The 17,421-nt window shown below is 57.2% G+C and carries 15 protein-coding genes; 10 read left to right on the forward strand and 5 right to left on the reverse strand.

Features of this window, described 5'->3' with window-relative positions; all coding sequences use genetic code 11:
- Positions 1–13 precede the first annotated feature (13 nt).
- Complete coding sequence (locus ABLO27_RS08460) at positions 14–910, reverse strand: SDR family oxidoreductase (RefSeq protein WP_353032018.1); 897 nt, start codon at positions 908–910, stop codon at positions 14–16.
- A 60-nt stretch (positions 911–970) separates the two neighbouring features.
- On the opposite strand from ABLO27_RS08460, the gene ABLO27_RS08465 reads away from it, so the two are divergent.
- From ABLO27_RS08465 to ABLO27_RS08500, 8 genes are all read left to right on the forward strand, one after another.
- Positions 971–1,417, forward strand: coding sequence for a winged helix-turn-helix transcriptional regulator (locus ABLO27_RS08465; RefSeq protein WP_353032019.1), 447 nt, complete (start codon positions 971–973; stop codon positions 1,415–1,417).
- A 93-nt stretch (positions 1,418–1,510) separates the two neighbouring features.
- Positions 1,511–2,743, forward strand: coding sequence for a class I SAM-dependent RNA methyltransferase (locus ABLO27_RS08470; protein ID WP_353032021.1), 1,233 nt, complete (start codon positions 1,511–1,513; stop codon positions 2,741–2,743).
- Positions 2,744–2,746: 3 nt separating this feature from the next.
- Complete coding sequence (locus ABLO27_RS08475; RefSeq protein ID WP_353032022.1) at positions 2,747–3,859, forward strand: class I SAM-dependent methyltransferase; 1,113 nt, start codon at positions 2,747–2,749, stop codon at positions 3,857–3,859.
- A gap of 85 nt (positions 3,860–3,944) precedes the next feature.
- On the forward strand, positions 3,945–5,264 hold the full coding sequence (gene ribB, locus ABLO27_RS08480) for a 3,4-dihydroxy-2-butanone-4-phosphate synthase (RefSeq protein WP_353032023.1): 1,320 nt from the start codon (positions 3,945–3,947) through the stop codon (positions 5,262–5,264).
- Positions 5,265–5,287: 23 nt separating this feature from the next.
- Positions 5,288–5,842 carry a hypothetical protein gene (locus tag ABLO27_RS08485; protein WP_353032024.1) on the forward strand — a complete coding sequence of 185 codons (555 nt, stop codon included), beginning with the start codon at positions 5,288–5,290 and terminating at the stop codon, positions 5,840–5,842.
- A gap of 186 nt (positions 5,843–6,028) precedes the next feature.
- Positions 6,029–7,126 (forward strand): patatin-like phospholipase family protein, encoded by a 1,098-nt coding sequence (locus tag ABLO27_RS08490; protein WP_353032025.1) that lies wholly within the window; start codon positions 6,029–6,031, stop codon positions 7,124–7,126.
- Between the two features lie 53 nt (positions 7,127–7,179).
- Positions 7,180–8,067: an alpha/beta fold hydrolase gene (locus tag ABLO27_RS08495; protein WP_353032026.1), complete on the forward strand. Its 888-nt coding sequence runs from the start codon at positions 7,180–7,182 to the stop codon at positions 8,065–8,067.
- Positions 8,068–8,094: 27 nt separating this feature from the next.
- Entirely contained in the window at positions 8,095–9,618 is a 1,524-nt protein-coding gene (locus ABLO27_RS08500) for an MFS transporter (protein ID WP_353032028.1), read from the forward strand.
- Between the two features lie 70 nt (positions 9,619–9,688).
- Here the strand turns inward: ABLO27_RS08500 and yghX are convergent, their stop codons facing one another.
- Positions 9,689–10,576 carry a YghX family hydrolase gene (gene yghX / locus ABLO27_RS08505; RefSeq protein WP_353033493.1) on the reverse strand — a complete coding sequence of 296 codons (888 nt, stop codon included), beginning with the start codon at positions 10,574–10,576 and terminating at the stop codon, positions 9,689–9,691.
- 163 nt (positions 10,577–10,739) lie between these two features.
- The gene (locus ABLO27_RS08510) at positions 10,740–11,603 is read right to left on the reverse strand and encodes a LysR family transcriptional regulator (protein ID WP_353032029.1); all 864 of its coding nucleotides are present in this window, start codon (positions 11,601–11,603) and stop codon (positions 10,740–10,742) included.
- Between the two features lie 94 nt (positions 11,604–11,697).
- Between ABLO27_RS08510 and ABLO27_RS08515 the strand changes: the two genes are divergently transcribed.
- A complete protein-coding gene (locus ABLO27_RS08515; RefSeq protein WP_353032030.1) occupies positions 11,698–12,462 on the forward strand; it encodes a sulfite exporter TauE/SafE family protein in 765 nt (254 codons plus the stop codon).
- Between the two features lie 50 nt (positions 12,463–12,512).
- Here ABLO27_RS08515 and aroC read toward each other — a convergent pair whose 3' ends face one another.
- Complete coding sequence (gene aroC, locus ABLO27_RS08520) at positions 12,513–13,598, reverse strand: chorismate synthase (protein ID WP_353032031.1); 1,086 nt, start codon at positions 13,596–13,598, stop codon at positions 12,513–12,515.
- A gap of 284 nt (positions 13,599–13,882) precedes the next feature.
- Here aroC and ABLO27_RS08525 point away from each other — a divergent pair, with 284 nt between their 5' ends.
- A complete protein-coding gene (locus tag ABLO27_RS08525) occupies positions 13,883–16,168 on the forward strand; it encodes a putative bifunctional diguanylate cyclase/phosphodiesterase (protein ID WP_353032032.1) in 2,286 nt (761 codons plus the stop codon).
- On the opposite strand, the gene ABLO27_RS08530 is transcribed toward ABLO27_RS08525, so the two are convergent.
- Entirely contained in the window at positions 16,104–17,336 is a 1,233-nt protein-coding gene (locus tag ABLO27_RS08530; RefSeq protein ID WP_353032033.1) for a DUF3095 domain-containing protein, read from the reverse strand. The genes ABLO27_RS08525 and ABLO27_RS08530 overlap by 65 nt on opposite strands.
- Positions 17,337–17,421: the final 85 nt, after the last annotated feature.

Raw genomic sequence — 17,421 nt, forward strand, 5'->3', positions numbered from 1 at the left:
CCGCCTTGCGCCATCAGTTTCCTGATGCAGCTGCCCACCCGGAAACATGCTCCGAAACAGGCGTGAGCCTCACACCGAAAACCTCCTCGACCGGTCTCGTCTCGATTGCAAGTGATCCTTCTTCCATCTTGGCAAGCGCGCCATAAAGATCCGACAGAGCAAAGGCAGTTTCCGGACTCCCAAGGACTTCGCCAATCCGTTGACCGAACTCTTCCGGAGCACATGGATCGAAAGTGACAGACCTTCCGACCCACGCTTCAAGCAATCCGGCAAGCTCCGGGCCCGTCATCGCACCCGGTGTCCCGATTTCGAAGTTCTGCCCGGCCAGGTCCGGTCTTGTGAGAGCCGCCACCGCGATTCGGGCCTGATCCTCGTGAGATGTCCAGGTCATCTTTTGCGTTGCCGGCAACGGCGGATAGTCAAGCACACCCTCGCCACGAAGTCTGGGAAGGAAAACGTCCACCAGCAGGTTCTCAAGGTAGATTGTCGGCTGAAGGACAATTGCCGGAATTCCACTTGAAAGGACCGCTTTCATTCCCGCTGTTGAACCGTCGATGATGACAGAAGACGGATAGCGGTTTCCGGATGACCCGCTGGTCGTAAAAACCAGCAACGGCAAGGATACCCGATGGGCGGCGGCAAAGAAGGCTTTCATCCAGTTACCTGGATCTTCCGGAGATTGCGGCATGGGCAAATGCAGAAAGGCCGCATCGACGCCATTCAATGCTTTGACCAGCGCTTCTTCGTCATCGAGTGTTGCGCAATGGGCTTCCGCTTCTGGATGAAGATTGCGGATCCTGGCCTCGTCTCGCGCGACTGCCCGAACCGTCATTCCACCTTCCAGGGCATGACGTACAACTGGTGCTCCCTGGGCACCGGTGGCTCCGAATACGGCAACGATCTGGCTCATTATGGTTCTCCATAGTATGCTGGTTATCTTTCGGAACCACCAGATAGGATCAATTTCTCGATGGGAAAAGAAGGCACTAATTCATGCGATAGGCACATTGAGGTAACCCCCTCCGACATTCAGGACCTGAATGATGACGTCGACAGCTGGGGGGCAAATGGTCTGAATGGTCCATGCACAGTGCGCGACCTCGTGAACCGGATTGGCGACAAATGGAGTGTCCTGGTGATCTTGCGCCTTGGGCGCCAGCCTGAACGTTTCCGGCAACTCCTGCGATCGGTCGAAGGCATTTCCCAACGTATGCTGACGGTCACATTACGAAGTCTGGAACGAGACGGACTGGTGAACCGGCAGGTCCTCGGTACAAGCCCCCCAGCCGTTGAATACAGCCTCACTTCGCTTGGTTTTTCCTTTCTCTCGCATGTCGCAGGGCTTGCCCATTGGGCAATCGACCACGAAGCCGAGATCATCGAGTGCCGGAAGACATACGACGAAACGAACTCGTAGAGCGGCAATCGGGCGCAGAAAGTCTGCTCCAACCAGCAGGAATGGTTTACCGAAGGACTTGCCCCACTTGACCGATAACGCTATCGCTCAGCCATGAACGAACAAGAACTGATAATTTCAGAACTCGGTCATCGCGGTGACGGTATCGCGCAGACCGAGAGCGGGCCGGTTTATGTTGCCGGAACCCTTCCCGGTGAGAAGGTCCTGGCGAAGGTCCAGAACGGCCGTGCGATCAATCCCAGGATCGTGCAGACTTCGCCGGATCGCATCGCCCCGGTCTGTACACACAGCGAGACTTCGGGCAGCTGCTCCATGCAGCACTTCGCCGAGAAACCATACCTGGAATGGAAACGGGAACTTGTCGAACGTGCGCTGAAAGGTGGCGGCATAAATGCGGCTGTTTCGGATACGCTGGCTGCGACCGCAGGGGGACGGCGGCGCGCGGTGCTGACCGCGGGTCGCGCCGGCCGCAATGTCATACTCGGCTATCACGGCAAGGGCAGCCACAAGCTGGTGGACGCCGCAGGTTGTCAGGCGCTTTCCCCGGTGATCGAACAGGCCCTGCCCGGTCTCAAGTCTCTTGCAGCTGAAATCCTGCCGAAAAAGGGGGAAATGCGGGTCACGGTTCTGGCCACGACGGCCGGCCTGGACGTTGCCATCGACAAGGCAGACAAGAATTACGACAGGAAGATCCCTGCCCTGTCCCAGAAGACGGTCGAACTTGATCTCGCACGACTGGCAGTAAACGGCGAAGTGCTTCTGGAGGTTCGCCCTCCGGTGCTGGATATGGATGGCATCGGCGTTGTCCCGGCGTCCGGCGGCTTCACCCAGGCCACACTGGCAGGAGAAGAAGCGCTCTCGCGGCTTGTTCTGGACGGTGTCGGCCAGGCAAAGACTGTCGCGGACCTCTTCTCCGGCATCGGTACATTCGCGCTTCGTCTTGCGCGCACGGCAAATGTGCACGCGGTTGAAGGGGATGCCGCCGCTGTCGCTGCTTTCGACAAGGCACTCAGGAAACCCCAAGGACTGAAGAAAGTCACCTTCGAGCGTCGTGATCTGTTTCGCAGGCCCCTTGTGCTGGAAGAACTGGAGCCCTTTGACGCGGTCGTTTTCGATCCGCCCCGCGCGGGCGCTCAGGCGCAGGCAGAGCTCCTGGCAGGATCCAAGGTAAAGACAATCGTCGCGGTTTCCTGCAACCCGGCAACACTGGCGCGAGATCTCCGGATCCTGATCGACGGTGGATACGCGCTCCAAAACGTCACACCGGTGGACCAATTCCAGTACTCGCCCCATATTGAAGTGGTGGCAGTCTTGAAAAGGGAGTGAGCCATGCAAGCGGTGGATGAAAAGACAGGATCCTCAGGTGATTCCGGAGGGCTGCCGCCGCTGCTCAAACTTGCCCGCAGAACCCGCTACGCGCTGCACCAGGGCAGCCGCGTTGCACTTTACACGCTTCATTCAGAGGCGATGCGCCGCATGAACAGGCAGCTCCAGAAAGAGCTGCCCGAAACTCCAAAGATTGTTCCGGACGGACCGGTTCCCGGTCAGCGGCGCATGCTGGCAGATATTGCCAAGCTTTTTGCCGATGACCTGAAGGCCGTGGAACAGGGCCTTTACCCCATGCCGTCCGACGGAACGATGGGGCCACGGGAACTGCTTGCCACAAGCCGCGCTTTCTTCAAGGACGTACCGGAAGTCGCCCGCCGGCGGGCGACCGGTGCGCATCAGGAAGTGAACGAGGACTTTCAAGATTTCGCAGAGGCTTTGCCGCGCTACTACCGTCAGAATTTCCATTTCCAGACCGATGGCTGGCTGTCGGAAGACAGCGCGCGTCTTTATGATTTTCAGGTTGATGTCCTGTTTTCGGGCGCCACGGCGGCCATGCGCCGGCGCGTGCTCGTGCCTTTTGCAGATATCCTGAAACGCAAGGATCAGCGTCGGGTCGATTACCTGGACCTGGCCTGTGGAACCGGTGGATTGCTGCGCCCCGCCCTCAAGGCTTTTCCGCGCCTTCGCGGGATCGGACTCGACTTGTCCGAGCCGTATCTCGGCGTCGCGCGTGAGCGGATCAGGACACGTCGCGCTTCTTACGTCACGGCCCTGGCGGAAGAGCTGCCGTTTGCCTCGAACTCCATGGATGTCGTTTCCTGCGTTTTTCTTTTCCATGAGTTGCCGCCCAAGATCCGCAAGCAGGTGATTGGAGAGGTTGCGCGCGTGCTGAAACCCGGCGGGTCGTTCCTGTTTGTCGACAGCCTGCAAACGGGAGACGTGCCGGATTACGACGGTCTGCTGTCACTGTTTCCGCAGCTTTTTCACGAACCCTATTTTACGTCTTACCTTGCCGAGGATCTGGCAGGTCTTTGTGCGGACCAGGGATTGGAACAACGCTGGATGACCCCTGCCTTTGTTTCCAGGGCTGCGGAATACGTGAAGGTGGGGTGAACTTTCAACATCCGCTTTCAGTGTCGCTGAAAATACACGTATCATTCTCTTGTGACTGAAAGATTTTGCGCGTATATCCAGTTTTATGAGACTGGATCAATGGCTATTGCAGACAGGTGAAAGCCGCAGCGCCTTTGCGCGCCGCGCCAATCTTTCGCCTGCCTCGGTAACAGCCCTTTGCAATGACCCCAATGTGTGGGTTTCGCGGGACATGGCCCGCAAGATTGCCATCGCAACCGATGGCACAGTCACCCCCAATGACTTTCTCGGATTGTCTACAACCAAGGAGCATCCTGTGTCCCAGGCCCGTGTCGCAGAAGCAATCCGCGCGTTTGAGCGTGGAGAAATGGTGGTCGTGACCGATGATGATGACCGCGAAAACGAAGGCGACCTGATTGTCGCCGCATCCAAGATCAGATCGGCGCAGATGGCGTTCATGGTGCGTCATACATCCGGAATTATCTGCGCTCCCATGACGGTGGCTCATGCAAGACGCCTGCGACTGGACCCGATGGTCGCAGAGAACGATGCGCCGCTCGCCACCGCCTTCACCATTTCGGTCGACTATCGCCAGGGCCTGACGACAGGTATTTCCGCCGAAGAGCGCTGCTCAACGGTCCGAGCCCTCGCCAATCCGAACGTCGGCGCAGACGACTTTGTCCGCCCCGGTCACATTTTTCCGTTGGTAGCGAAGGAAGGCGGCGTCATGATCCGCTCAGGCCACACGGAAGCAGCGGTTGACTTGTGCCGTCTGGCAGGCCTTGAGGAAGTCGGGGTAATCAGTGAGCTGGTAAACGATGACGGCACCGTCAAGCGCGGTTCTCAGGTTGCAGAGTTTGCCGCCGAACATGACCTGAAGATGGTTTCAGTGTCCGACCTGATCGCCTGGCGGCAGCGCACGGAGCGGATGGTCGAGCGCGTGAATGAACAACCGGTCGAGACCGTTGCGGGCCCCGCCTACGCAATGACCTATTCCACTCCGTATGATCCGATGCATCACGTTGCCATCGTCTACGGTGACATTCTGGACGGCCGCAACGTTCCGGTGCGCCTGCAACTTGAATCCGTCCTGGACGACGTCTTCGGTGATGCGCAGCCGCTGGACCAGATCATGCAGCACTTTGCCGAACGTGGCCGAGGTGTAATCGTCTATCTGCGGGAGGGATCTGTCGGCGTGGCGCGGCAATCCAAACGTGTGCGCACTGATTTTGAAGCCGCTGATACCGAGGACCACAGCTCCGCACAAGCTAGACAGGAACAATGGCGGGAGGTTGGACTTGGGGCTCAGATCCTGAAGGATCTGGGTGTCAGCTCAATTCACCTGCTGGCTTCGCGCGAACGTCACTACGTGGGGCTGGAAGGTTTCGACATCAAGATTGACGAGACTGAGATCCTTGACAGCTGAGGATCTCCGAAAGGTGATCCTTCATGGCGGCCAAAACAGAGGCTGAAACCCCGGAAGAAACTGCAAAACCGGTTCCCACGCCGTTTACTGTCGGCTTCAACCGCGGTCAGAGCGAGGGCATTGTCTATGGCTGTGCCCTGCTCGGCGTTTTATTTGCCGTCATCGGCCTTGTCGGTGACCTTCCCCTTCTTGCACTCGCAGGCGCCGCCCCCCTCGCTATGGCCTATTGGCATTACCCGATGATCGAGAAGGGCAAACCCCAGCTGGGGGCCAATGAGGAAGGGCTTTATGTCGAACGGATCGGCTTCATCGACTGGGCGGCAATCCGGATGACGGACGTCAAACGCACGTCCGATCGCAACATGGAACTTGTGCGCCTGGATGTGCTTCTGACCCGGCCCCTGGAAAATGCAGTCACCAAGGCACAATCATTTCCGCTCTGGAAGAAATTCATGATGCGTAATTGGAAACGAACCCCGCGCGAACATGGCCGTGAACTGATTGCCATCAACCTGCACACTCTGGCCGCCGACCCTGACGAGATACTCAGCCGGATACGGGCCTTCAAATTTGTCTAACCGCCCCTCCCGGGTGTTTCCTCTTGCAAACCAGACAGTTGAACCTGAACGGCCACGATCTGCGCACTTGATTAATTCAATTTAACCCTGCCGGTTAAGGGGACATCCATAAAACATCCCCAGACTGCCCATCAATGGTGCGCCGCACACAAGGCGCGCAGCGATCACAGGACGGGCGGATCAATCATGGAAGACAAGACAAAGAATGTGGGCCTGGTCCTGCAAGGCGGTGGTGCGCTGGGGGCTTATGAAGCAGGAGCGATCAAGCGCATCTTTGAACTGGGGTTTCGTCCGGAGATCCTGACGGGCACCTCGATCGGCGCCCTCAATGCAGCGGTTCTGGCCGCACCAACCTACGGTGAAGCGCACGAAACCCTGCAGGACATGTGGTCCTACCTTGGGCACGAACACCCCTTCCCGCTCTTTCAGCAATACAACACCGCCTATACCAGCCTGGGTCACCCCCGCTTCTTCAAACTGCATGGTTCGATGTTCGGCATGAGCCGCCGGCCCAGCATCTACGATATCTCACCGGCGCTTGAAACCATGAAGCGGTTCATCGATTTCGACAGATTGAATGCGCCCGAAAGCCCGACCGTGGTCGTCACGGCAACAAATGTGATGTCGGGAGAAATCGAACGCTTTTCAAACCGCACGCACACCCTGCGGCCCGAACACATCATGGCCAGTGGCGCATTGCCGCCCAGTTTTCCGCCGATCGAAATCGACGGAGAACATTATTGGGATGGCGGCCTTTACGACAACACGCCCATCCAGTCCCTCATCAGGATCCTCGACGAACACGAGATCGCCCATCTGCCGATCTTCGTGATCGAGCTGTTCGGAGCCCTAGGGGACGTCCCGAAGGACCTGCATCAGTCAATCGACCGAATGACTGAACTGGTCTACGAAGACAAATTCTGGAAGACATTCGAAGGCCATGACGAGGCCTATGCGTTTGCGGAGATGCTATGGGAACTGGAACAGGACCTGCCTGCGGATTCGTCCGTGCGGCAGAAAGCTGCCTTCGCCAAGCTGATGCGCTTGCGCGCAATCTCCCACATCTTCACCATTCCGGCAGAGCGCGCCGCGCTACGCAATGTGATCGACTTCAGCCCTTCAACAATTCAAAAGAGATTTGAAAGCGGTTACAAGGCCGCCGACTACGCTCTTGAGAAAAACGCTTTCCGAATCAATTACATCGTCCACAACCGGACACAGAGCGAAAGAGTGGATGCACCGGATCTCGGTCAGTCTCACTCGCGCCGGGGCACTGCGGCCTGACAGATCTGTCGGCACTTCATAGACATCCTCACCATTTCGACAGGAGCGCCTTCATGCTGACCGCAATAGAAGACAAGTACGACTCCGGCAACTACGCCGCCAAAAGCTTCAGGACCTCGGATGGGCTGAACCTCACTTACAGGATCTATGGCGAGAAAGTTCCCGGGAAACCGGCAATCCTCGCCTTGCCGGGACTGACGCGCAACATTCGCGATCTCGATCCCGCAGCCAATCTTCTGGCCGACAAATACCGTATCTACACACTCAACCTGCGCGGCCGTGACACGTCCGACAACGATCCCGACTACAGCAATTACAACACCTCGGTTTACATCCGGGATATCCACGAGTTCTGGAACCACCTCGAGGAAGAACCCGTTATTCTTCTCGGCTCCTCACTCGGCGCGCTACTGGCAATGCTGATAGTCGAGGATCATCCGGACATGCTTGCCGGCACCATTTTGAACGATCTGGGTGCCACCATAGAAGTTGCCGGCATGGCACGGATTTTCGGATATGCCGGAAAGCTTCCGGACGAGTCCGATCTGGCAAAGGTCGTAACAACCCTGAAAGATCATGTAGGTGCTCAGTTCGAGAACATGAGTGATGCTGACTGGGAGCGTATGGCGGTTTCCATGTACGGGCTCCAGAACGGCAAGTGGCACCACCGGTATGACGACAATCTCGGCAAGGCCCTTGCCGAAAACAAGGAAGCACCGAGAGACCTGTGGGTGGCTCACCAAAAGGCTGCAGACATGGATATTCCGGTTCTGTCCATTCGTGGCGTCCTTTCCGATGTGACTGCAAAGGCAACCATCAACAAGATGCAGGAAATGGCTCCCCGCATGCAGGCAGCGGAAATCGATGGCAGGGGGCATTGCCCAATCCTTGACGAGCCCGCCTCACAACAAGCTATCATTGGTTTCATGGAAACCCTCTGACACAACCTGGCTACGGGGCAACGGGTAATGGACAAACGCTATCTGGTTCTGGTCAACATGACCGGAGCCATCGGCATGATCATGATCGATCAGACTGTAATCGGGATCGCGCTGCCACCGTTGCAGCGCAGTTTCGGCTTCGGTCCGATGGAGCTGCAATGGGTCGTCAACGGCTATACTCTCGCCCTGGCAGCTTCTCTCATATGCGCCGGCTGGGCCGGCGACAGATTTGGTCACTATCGTTCCTTCACGGTCGGTGTCGGTCTTTTTACCGTTTCCTCCCTTCTTTGCGCGATTGCCCCCATTGGAGAGGTCTTCATTGCCGCGCGCATAGGTCAGGGGATTGGAGCCGCGTTCATGCAACCGGCTGCAACATCAATCGTGTTCGGAATATTCCCTCAGGAGATGCGCGGCCGGGCCATGTCGATCTATGTCGGTAGCGGCCTGCTGTTCCTTGCCGGTGGACCACTCCTGGGTGGTTTTCTGGTTCAACACTTCTCCTGGCATACAGTGTTCCTGATCAACGTGCCGATCGGGCTCATCACCTTCGTGACCGCTTACATGTTCAGTCAGCATGCGCCGAAGGGAAATGACCTGTCCTTTGATTTTGGCGGCGCGATCTTGCTCGTTGCCGGAATCCTGATCCTGACGATTGCGATCCAGAGCTTTGGCGACCGCACCTTGCCGGTCTACGCTTCGTTTGGCCTGACTGTACTTGGACTGGCAGCACTCACCATTTTGCCTTTCAGGAAGCCCTCTTCGGGTTCCTCCATCATCGATTTCTCGATCTTTCGCAGCCGGGTCTACTTCGGCTGCGGCGTGGTCCTCTTCTGCATCCAGTTCGCGATGCTCGGGCAGGTCGTGTACGGCGCGATCTTTATTCAGAATGTTCTGTCATTCACGCCGTTTCAGACCGGCCTTTCCATGATGCCGGTCGTGCTGACAATCATCGTTCTGGCACAGATTTCCGGTTATCTCTTTGACAAGATCCCCTTCCGGCTTCTGGCTCTGGCGGGCACGCTTGCAATCTCGGGTGGCTTCTTCGCGCAGGCCGTCGTGCTGCAGCTCAATAATATCGTCTGGCTGATCCCGGGCATGATGCTGATCGGGTTCGGACTGGGACTGCTTGCAAGCACGGTGACCACGGAAGGCCTCTCGCATGTGTCCCAGACACAGCGTGCCACCGCTTCAGCTATCCTGCAGACGTTGCGCCAGGCCGGAGGCGTCTTCGGCATCGCGTGCATCGGCTCGGTCATCAATCTGATCGAAAAAGTGCGGATCAACGAGGTTGCCGAAAAGCTTGAACCAGTCGCGCACAAACGACACGAATTGCAGGTCCTGCTCTTCAAGTCCGAGCAGGCCCAGGCAAACGCGACAGCTGAGCTTCACACTCATTGGCCTGAAGCTCTTTCAGAACTTAAGGAGATCACCACGGAAGCGGTTGCCGCAGGTTATTATCTGGGAGCCGTGGTCGTACTCGTTGCAACGCTGATCTCTGTCTGGGCCTTTGCCTCGAAAGCGGACAGCGAAGCAGCTGGTGAAAGTGTTTGAATTTTCAACAGAACCTCAAAAAGAGACCCCGGACCTGAGCCCGGGGTTTTCCTGAGACAACGGTTTAATGCTACTTCAAGTACTCCTTGAAGAAAGCAATGGTCCGGTCTTCGGCAAGCCTGGCTGCCTCCTGATCAAAACGCGGTGTCGTATCATTGTGGAAGCCGTGATTAACGCCTGGATACATGTGCGCCACGTAGGTCTTGCCCTTGTCCTTGAGCGCCTTTTCGTAAGCAGGCCAGCCCTGATTGATACGTTCATCGAGTTCGGCATATTGCAGCATCAGCGGAGCCTGAATCTTTTCCACATCACCGACATTTGGCTGACGCCCGTAGAAGGGCACGCCTGCGGCAAGTTCAGGATAGGCAACGGCAATCGCATTCACGACACCGCCACCGTAACAGAAGCCGACAGCGCCCACCTTGCCGGTACTGTCTTCGTGTGTCAGCAGGAATTCGAACCCGGCAAAGAAGTCATTGAGTAGCTTTTCACGGTCGACTGTCCGTTGCAGCTCCCTGCCCTTGTCATCGTTTCCAGGATAGCCACCGACGGAAGTCAGTCCATCAGGTGCAAGAGCCAAAAAGCCTGCTTTTCCAAGCCGCCGCGCAACGTCTTCAATATATGGATTCAAGCCGCGATTTTCGTGAATGACAAGCACCGCCGGCAGTTTGCCGGTGGCCCCTGCCGGTTTCACGAGATAGGCGTTGACGTCACCATGACCGTTCGGCGAAGGATAGGTAATCCTCTGTGTTTCAATTTCAGCATCGTCCGGAGCAACCTGCTGCGCCAGCGCATAGTTGGGTGAGAGCTGATCCAACAGCATGGCCGCGGTCACACCGGCGACCGCGAATTTCGCAGCCCCGCTCAGGAACTCACGCTTGGTGATCTTGCCATGTGCGTAAAAGTCATACAGGTCGAGCAGTTCCTGCGGAAAGTCCTTTGCCGTCATCCGGCGCATCGGTGTCATGTCATTCATGTCATCGCTCCCTGAAAAGCACGAAACTCCATGCTGATCCGAAAACTAGGGGCAAAAGTGACAAGGTCCACCAAAGAAAGACGACAAAGTTGTAACCGTTTGTAACGACACCTCGGCCCATTGGGGGCAAGTCACGTCAGCGACCTCATCCACTGGTGCCGGTTGCAAACAAATTCTCAAGCCAGCGACTGGTGGTGCGCATGCGGGCAAGACCTGTCTGGTCGGCATGCTGCAATAGCCAGACTTCGCGCAGCAGATCAGGTTCGGGTTGCGAAAGACGGCGAAGCCGACTGTCTCGTTCCGCCAAAATCGTCGGCAGAACCGACTGCCCAATTCCTGCGGCAACGGCTTCTGTTATCCCCTCCAGATCATTAGGGCGGATGTTTGAAACGACCTGCCCACCAGTCAAAACGTTGTCCGCCATCCAGCGCGCCTGCGGCAGAAACTCCGTGCTTTCATGGTATCTGATCCAAGGCAAGCTGTGAGCCGGATTGTGGGCTGAAGAATAGACTGCATGATTGAGAACGGCGATCCGTTTTGCCTTGACGTTATGACCGCCTTCCCGAGGTCGACCGAGGCGAATGGCCATGTCGGTCTCCCGTTTTGTCAGACTGACGTTGCGAACCTCCGATTCCAGATGCAGCTCGATGCCGGGATGGAGTTCCGTGAATTGTTTCAAACGCGGGATCAGGATCCGGTTGATCACGAACGGGACCGAGGAAATCCTTACGGTTCCCTCCTCACCCTGCCGGGAACCGTTCAGCTCTTCTGCCAGGTCGGAAATCGAAGCCTCGGCTCTTTCTGCATGTTCTGCCGCCTTCACCCCTGCCGATGTCAACTCAACGGTACCATCGGCTGTCTTTTCAAGCAGACAAACACCAACTTCACCTTGGAGGGCAGCCAGGCGTCTGGAGACAGTTGTCGCATCCACGGACAACTTCTTGGCAGCCCCGCTCAATGAGCCAGTCCGATGGAGCGCCAGCAGGTATTTGAGACTTTCCCAATTCATACCTGCATTATTGCAGATCAAGCCTGCAAATTCGAAACTTTTGCGGCGATTTCGCAGCTTCTACAAAAACTCCTGCAAACATGGAGTAACTTGAATGCTGCAGGAATTGGTCAACTGGACCGGATTGTCACTGCCTTACCTGATGGTGACGACTGGCATGGTGTTCACCGCAGGCGCGGTTCGCGGGTTTGCCGGGTTTGGCCTGTCGGCGGTGCTCATGGCGAGTATCGTGATTTTCATTCCACCGGTTGAACTGATCCCGATCTGCTTTCTGCTCGAGGCGGCGGCGAGCATTGCCATGTTCAGGGGAGGATTGAAAGATGCCGACCACAAGACAGCGTTCACGCTTGCGGTTTGCAGCGCGATCGGCGTACCCATCGGACTTGCCGCGACAACAAGCATCCCGACAGATCTTTCAAAACTTGTCGCGCTGCTCCTGGTCCTCACGCTGACGCTTCTTCAGCTTCTGAGGATCAATGTGAAGCTGTTTTCATCACCGCTCGCCCTGCCTGCAACCGGTTTTGCAGCCGGTATCGTTACCGGGCTTGCATCAATCGGTGGAATGGTCATTGCGCTCTATATTCTCGCATCAGCACAGAACGCACGGAAAATGCGCGGCTCACTGGTTCTGTTCCTGTTTTGCGGAATGGTGACCTCTCTGGCCACTTTGCTCATGTTCGATGTACTTGACGAGACCGCGATTCAACGTGGCCTGGTCTTTGCGCCTGTCGTCCTGGCAGGAGTATTTGTCGGTAGCCGAATGTTCAGCCGCAGCCTTGAACAGACCTATAAGCGCGCCTGCCTAGGCCTGCTGACGGTTCTCGCCTGCGCAGGCCTGATCAGGACCGTCGCCTTTTGAGCCCCCCAATCAGCTTTGTCAGCTACCGGCGACGAGGGCGCGCATTCGGCTTAACCGACCTGGCCGCGATGGCGCAGGAAGTGATCTGCAAGAACACAGGCCATCATCGCTTCGCCGACCGGCACTGCACGAATGCCCACGCACGGATCATGGCGGCCTTTGGTCATGACATTCACCTCGTCCCCCTGACGGGTGATCGACTTGCGCTCCGTTAGGATCGAGGACGTTGGTTTGACCGCAAAGCGCACCACCAGCGGATCGCCATTGGAAATCCCCCCCAGAATGCCACCGGCATTGTTGGTCAGGAACATCGGCTGTCCAACGTCATCGATACGGATTTCGTCGGCGTTTTCCTCACCTGTCAGGCTTGCAGCATCAAAACCGTTGCCGACTTCGACGCCTTTGACAGCGTTGATCGACATCATGGCGGCGGTCAGATCCGTATCGAGCTTGCCGTAAATCGGCGCACCCCACCCGGCTGGTATGCCTTCTGCGACGACCTCGACAACAGCACCGACTGAAGACCCTGCCTTGCGGATACCATCCAGGTAATCGGCCCAGAACTCTGCTGCCTTGGCATCTGGAGAGAAAAAGGCATTGTTGTTGACTTCCGCCCAGTCCCAGTTGCCCCGGTCGACCTTGTGCGGACCGACCTGAACCAGCGCGCCCCGGATGGTCACACCTTGCAGAACCTTTCGTGCCACGGCACCGGCAGCCACGCGCATGGCCGTCTCACGGGCAGAAGAACGGCCACCACCACGATAATCGCGGATGCCGTACTTGGCGTCATAGGTGAAATCGGCATGACCAGGGCGGAACCGGTCCTTGATTTCCGAATAGTCTTTCGACCGCTGATCGGTGTTTTCAACCATCAGGGAAATGGGTGTTCCGGTTGTCTTTTGAACGCCATCCTCGTCAACCATGACCCCGGACAGGATCTTCACCTCATCAGGTTCGCGCCGCTGGGTCGTAAACCTGGACTGGCCCGGCTTGCGCTTTTCCATATAGCCCTGGATATCGGTTTCCGTCAGCGGGATCAGCGGCGGGCAGCCATCGACCACGCACCCGATCGCAGGTCCATGGCTTTCCCCCCAAGTGGTAACCCGGAACAAATGACCAAAACTGTTGTGCGACATGGGTGGATTCCGAACCTTGCGAGACAAATCTTAGAGCCGAGCGATACGCCATACGGCCGGGAACCTCAAGCCCCATGCCGGTGCATCCGTTATTCTCGATTTTTTTGCTTCTCTTGACATTACGCAAGGAAAGTAACGCGTACAAAAGGCAATCACCAATGCGTGATAGCGGAGCAAATTCAAGGTAAACCTCGAGAAAATCACTTGAACAGCGAAAGAATTCGCTCGTTGATTTGCCAATCTTTAAGGCTCTGGCGCTATTCCATGTCTGGGTGGGTAGGTCAATGCGAGGCACAAGAGTGCGTATCCGGGGTTGGTTAACAGGTCTTATCGTTTTTTTGCTGGCGCCCAGCCTGGTTTTTGCTTCGCTGTGGTTCAACAACCGGTTTGAGAACGTCAATGCGATCGACCGCAGCCTGACCGGTCTGCACCTGATTCAGTCGCTGGGTCCCCTGATGCAGGAAAAGGCACTGACAGGCCAGATCGAGAAATCGCCGGAAATGCTCAGGCAGCGGCTTGCCGAGTTCGGGCGCACCGCCAAGGAAGAAAGTCTGGTTGCTCACCTGAACCGTTTTCTGGAAGAACCGAACGTTCCCGGAGCGCTTCGAGAGGCAAGATCTCTCGCGTCATCGATTTCGCGCCTCGCCAATCTCAGCGCATCTTCTTCATACGAAACGTTACGTCTTCCCCAGCTGATCAACGACACGTTGCTGACAGTCGTGATTGAATCCGCGGTCATGGCGAAAAACGCCCAAAGTCTCTCAGAGCGCAATCAGGTCAACACCTGGGACAAGATGCTGATCCCGGTGCAGGGAGGGCAGTTCAAGGTTGCTGCCGATGGTGCCTCTCGGGAAACCTCCACCTATTTCGAAGGGCTGAGCGGTGACAGCGCGGAAAGCCTCCGCCAGCAGGCACAGCTCTACCGTGAAGCCAATGTGGCCTACCAGGCCCAGGGCGCAAAACTGCTTTCTTCCGCGATCAACGCAAAGACCGGTGAGGACGTCATTGCCGCTCCGGTCATCTCCATCCAACCGGAATTCGTTCGAGCGACCTTCATGCTGTGGCAGGCCGCGCTTGATTACCTCAATGACGACCTGCAGCAACAGCGCGAGCAAACTCTCTTTACCGTTGCACTGGCGGGCCTGGCAGGCGGACTGGTTATCATCGCCGCTTTTGCGATTGCCGTCGCCCTGACACGGGCGCTGGCGGACCGCACGCAACGGGAGTTTGAAGACCTCGGCTTCCATGACCCACTCACCGGCCTGCCAAACCGCCGAGCGCTTTTGAAAGCCATACGGGCTCTGCCCAAATCCGCCCCTTCCGGCCAGACCGGCCTGGCCATTTTCGACATGCGCCATTTCAAGAAGATCAATGACCGGTTCGGCGACCAGAACGGCGACCAGATCCTTCGGGAGGTTGCCGGACAGCTGGCACAACGTGCCGAGCCGGAAGATGTTCTGGCCAGAACCGGTGGAACGGAGTTCATGCTTCTGCGGTCAAACCTTGCAGACGCCGCGGATTTCGAGCAGTTTTCCTGCGATCTGATTCAGCACCTGGCCCGCGAACGGACCATCGACGGCCAGCGGACGGTTCTGGAATCAAACGCCGGCCTGTTCGTCGGTCAGCCCGGAGACGAAATCACCGACCATATTCTGGTCGACGCCGCCCTCGCCCTTCGCGCTGCCAAGCAAAGAGGGCCACGCAAATATGCGCGGTTCACTGCCGAGATGCGCGCCGCGTTCGAGAAGAACGGTCAGATCGCCAAGGAACTTCTGAAGGCGCTGAACGAGGGTGACATCATGCCCTGGTTTCAGCCTCAGGTGGACATTCACACCAATGAAGTGGTGGGCGCTGAGGCACTGGTGCGCTGGATTGACCACGACAAGGTCCGCTTTCCCGGTTCTTTCCTGCCGGCAGCTGCGGAAGCAGGCTACATGGAGCGGATCGAGGATACCGTTCGCAAGAATACCTTGCAGCTTGCCTCTTACCTTGGCGGCAAGACCCGGAGAAACATTCATTTCGGCCTGAACGTTTCCGCTAACCTGCTGAGCAACGTGAATGCGGTGGAAGCCCTTCACAACCAGGTCCGGGAATTCGGGCTCGACCCTTCGATCATCAGCCTGGAAATCCTTGAGGCTGTCATGATCGACGAGGTAACCGCCGATCCCATCAAGACGAACATCGCCCGTCTGTCCGAACTCGGCTTTTTCATCGAACTCGATGATTTCGGCACCGGGCACTCGAGCATTTCCAGCCTGCGGGACCTGAAGGTCGACCGGGTGAAAATCGACCGTAGTTTTGTTTCAGGTGTTGATACGAAACCGGACTTGCAGAAATTCACCAGCGCTTTGATCAACCTTGCAAAGAGCCTGGATATCAGTGTTCTGGCAGAAGGGGTGGAAACCGAGGGCGAACGCATGTGGCTCAGGCAGAACGGCTGCGACGTCATCCAGGGTTTTCTGATCTCGAAAGCAGTTCCCGAGCAAACGCTCGCTGCCATGATCCTCAAGCAGAACTTCCTGGCATCTCTCCAGGCATCGGAGGCGCAGGCGCTCTCGCGGAAGGCATAAGGCGAGATTCCAAAGCCGATTTTCTTTTCTTGAACTCCGCAGCGGCAAGCGACAGCCCGCCGTTGGCGCCGTCAACGAAATGGACATGCTGGCTCTTGCCGATATCCTGAACAAAGCAGGTCATCAATGCCTCGTTGGATACGTGCAATCCGTAGACGACCTCCCCGTCCCCGTATGCCTTCGTCAGATATGTCTCGATGGCTTCCAACTGGGCCGGCGTCAGGTCGAGGACCAGTTGCAGACTGTCTCCAATCTTCCGGTGATCGGTGTTCAGGCCCAATTCCTTGAAATACCTCTTCGGATCAAATGGCCCGACAGGACGACCGGTGGCATAGCCGTAGACAAAGGCCAGGCACTCGACCAGACCCTTCGCCCATCCACGAATGCGATTGTTGGCTGACGTCAAGCGAATTTCCAGGCCAAGTCCGCGCGGGGGAAATTTGAAACAGAGCCTTTCCCCTTCGGCGAGCCTCGTCCTGTTGTCATCCGTCAGAGGATTGAATCCAAGTTCGGCCGCAACCCCTTCCATGAACTTCAGAAGGCTTTTCCGGCCGGTTGGCTTGATGATCAGCGAGACGATATGTCCGTTCTGCGAGGGAAGCGGCTCCCAACGGCAGGAAAGCCCATCCAAAGGAGGCAGGGCAACGTCTTCGGATTTGATGCTGTAGGGAAGAATCATGGCGGGATCTTTCAAGATCCGGTCCGCCAGGGCCAGGCCGTCCCCGAGGATCATGGCCAGATGGTTACCAGGACTGAGTTGGTACTTTCTCAGCCTGATGTCACCGCCTTTCTCCCGCAGATCCGCAACCGGAATTGCAGCCGCCCGCAGTTCCAGTTCCATGACCTGGCGCGCCAGATCGACAACACCTGCAAGCGCCTCGCAGGCGATCTTGAGGTCGGCTGCCGCGACAACAAGCATGGCCCCGTCGCCACCGAACACGAACGGCACCCGTTCGCGGCCAACGCTGTTCAGAACCGCTGCGATGACAGCAGCCCCAATCATGTTGACGTCCTTGTAACGCCCGTCGGCAACCGCGTCGCCTGAACGAACGATGTCAGCCGCCAGGACGAACCAGTCGTCCGGCACCGGCCGGTAGTCGTCCAGAGCCCCAGCGGCGCTGAAGTCAGAAAAACTTGGCAACTCGCTATAAAAATCTTCAGCAGACACGGAACCTACCCCTGGTCACGACCCATGCAAGCCGGGCTTGCTCTGGTTGCCTACGCCAGACCACGGCCAAGCGATCACTGCCCCT

The organism is Roseibium sp. SCP15 (assembly GCF_040329435.1).
Classification (GTDB): Bacteria; Pseudomonadota; Alphaproteobacteria; order Rhizobiales; family Stappiaceae; genus Roseibium.